Annotated in this window: 3 protein-coding genes; 2 read left to right on the top strand and 1 reads right to left on the bottom strand. The window is 72.2% G+C overall.

From position 1 onward, the window contains the following. On the bottom strand, positions 1-506 hold a 506-nt coding region (locus tag G3I42_RS33660; protein ID WP_239096855.1), incomplete at its 3' end, for a DUF5685 family protein. 310 nt (positions 507-816) lie between these two features. Between G3I42_RS33660 and G3I42_RS33665 the strand changes: the two genes are divergently transcribed. Both G3I42_RS33665 and G3I42_RS33670 read left to right on the top strand, forming a co-directional pair. After that, positions 817-1,269 (top strand): cell division protein SepF, encoded by a 453-nt coding sequence (locus G3I42_RS33665; RefSeq protein ID WP_164291458.1) that lies wholly within the window; start codon positions 817-819, stop codon positions 1,267-1,269. 459 nt (positions 1,270-1,728) lie between these two features. Further along, on the top strand, positions 1,729-2,590 hold an 862-nt coding region (locus tag G3I42_RS33670), incomplete at its 3' end, for a phosphatase PAP2 family protein (protein ID WP_164291459.1).

Below are 2,590 nucleotides of genomic sequence, written 5' to 3' on the forward strand. Positions count from 1 at the left end.
GGTCCGGCGAGCGCTTCTATGCCGGGCTGGCGTTCGGCGGCGGCGAGCAGGACCCCCGTGTCGAAGCCGAGCCCGGCGGCGGAGCGGTGCGCCGCCTCGGTCCAGCCGTGCGCCACGCGACCGGCGGCGGCGGCGACAGGGCGGCGGGCCAGCATCCCGTCCCCGTCGGCGACATGGTCCCGTACCTTCACCGCGGCGAGCGCGAGCGAGACCGCGCCCGCGAGGCGCGCACCGGCACCGTCGCTGACCCGCGCCGTGCGCATCCCGCGCAGCGCGCACGGTCCGGCGCGGCGGAGGCGCTGCCGCGCGCGCGGGGTCTGAGCCTCCGTCAACACGGATATGACGATGCCGTCGTAATTCGTCGCTATGCGGGCGAACTGCCCGTGATCCCCCCTCAGTGCGAGGCAGAGCCCGCACATATGGGACATCCAGCGGGTTCTGAGCGTCTCGCCGAGGCTGTGAGCGCACGGCCGCACCATCCCGAACATCGTGAAATGACCCCCCATGGTCCTGCGCGTACCGCTACGATCGCCGCATCGTACCGGCGGTTGGTGACGGCTTCGTCGTCACCCGTACGCCCCCCGGCATCACCCAGAGGTACCCAAAGGGCGTGAAGAATCGTTTTTCACCCCTCGTCAGGTCCCTCGCCCCGGTGTTCTCCGCTCAGCACACGGGGCACTGTGCACCAGTACCGTCACGAAAACACCGAGAAGCCCCCCTCCCCTTGGCGCACCCTTCGCCTGATGGACGACGATGGGGGCAGGAAACACAGGGAACCAGGGAACAAGGACCGCTGTGATGTGAGAGGAGGCGTCCATGGGATCGGTGCGCAAGGCAAGTGCCTGGCTCGGGCTCGTCGACGACGACACCGGGGCCGAGCGCTACTACGACGGTTACGCGGACGAGCCCGAGGCGGGCCCCGAGCCCGGCGAGAGCTGGGTCACCGACCCCCGCGTGCGGGTCGCGGCGCAGGCCGCCGAGGAACGGGACCACAGAATCGGCACCGTGACCCCGGGCAGCTTCCGGGACGCCCGGCACATCGGTGAGCTGTTCCGCGACGGCATCCCCGTCATCATGAACCTGACCGCGATGGAGCCCGCCGACGCCAAGCGCGTCGTGGATTTCGCCGCCGGGCTCATCTTCGGGCTGCGCGGCTCGATCGAGAAGGTGGCGACCCGCGTCTTCCTCCTCACCCCCTCCGGGACGGAGATCGTCGCGGGCGAGGCGGCGGGCGCCCACCCCCGCGACGGCTTCTTCAACCAGAGCTAGCCGCCCGGGGCGACCGAGGGCGGTACGGCACCCCCGTACGCCGTACCCCGCCCTCCGTCCCCGGACGGCTCGCGGCGTTCCGCGCCGCACTCCCGCCTGCCCCCGCGCACGGGCGCCTCCGCACACGCCCGCACGCCCGCCTGCCTCCGCCCGCACCCTCGCACGCCCGTCTGCCTCCGCCCGCACGCCCGCACGCCCGCTCCAGGAGCCTCGCGTCGGCCGGGCTGCCACGTGCGGTCGCGCCGCAGGGGGTGAACGGAAAACGGACGGCGGGGAAAAGCGGGGAATCCCCCGGGGAATGCGCGGGCGGGTCCCGCCGCGGTCTCTCTCACTCCTCGGGACGCCTTTAGGGAAAGCCTTCGGATAAACCGCTGCGGGCGGGTCGCCGCACATCACATGCCCATCACGAAACGGTTGTTTCGTTCGGCTTTGACACTCACCCGCTGTAACGTCGATCGGGTGCGTACCCAACCGACCCCCGGCCGCCTCGCGCGGCTCTTCGCCCGGCTCGACCGCGAGCCGGAGCGGCCGGCCAACCCGCACGTCCCCGTGATGAGCCGGCACCGGCTCGTCCTGCTGCTCGCGACGCTCGCCTTCTACCTCGCGATCGTCGTCGCCGTCGCCGCCACGACCTGGCTCGTGCGCCTCGACTGGCAGCTCATGTTCTTCCGGCCCTACCAGCAGTGGCCCGAGGTGCACGCCTTCCTCGACTACCTGGTGGTACTCGGGCAGCGCGGCCCCACGGCGGTGATGGTGCTCGCCTGGCTGGGCTGGCGCTCCTGGCGCCAGCACACGCTGCGCCCGCTGCTCGTCCTCGGGGCCTCGCTGCTCCTGCTCAACATCACGGTCGGCGCGGCGAAGATCGGCATGGGACGGCTAGGCCCGCACTACGCGACCGTCATCGGCTCGAACGAGATGGGGCTCGGCGGGGACATATTTCCCTCGGGGCACACCGCGAACGCGGTCGTGACCTGGGGGATTCTCGCGTATCTGGCCTCGACCCCCCGGGCCAGAAGGTACCTGTCGGCGGGTTCGGCGATCGTCTCGCTGAGCGTCGGTCTCACCACGGTCTACCTGGGCACGCACTGGCTCAGCGACGTCGTGCTCGGCTGGGCCGCCGGGCTGCTCGTGCTGCTCGCGCTGCCCTGGTGCGAGCCGCTGGTGGCGCGCGCCGAGGTGATCATCCTGCGGCTGCGGGACAGCTACCTGCGCCGCCGTGCGGCGCGCCGGAAGCCGGTGCCGGGGACGACCTCGCGCCCGCTCACGCCGGTGAGCCCGCGCGCCGTGCCCGCCACCGGGGCCACCGCCGCGGTCCGCAAGG

Source organism: Streptomyces sp. SID11385, from assembly GCF_010548245.1.
In the GTDB taxonomy this organism is placed as follows: domain Bacteria; phylum Actinomycetota; class Actinomycetes; order Streptomycetales; family Streptomycetaceae; genus Streptomyces.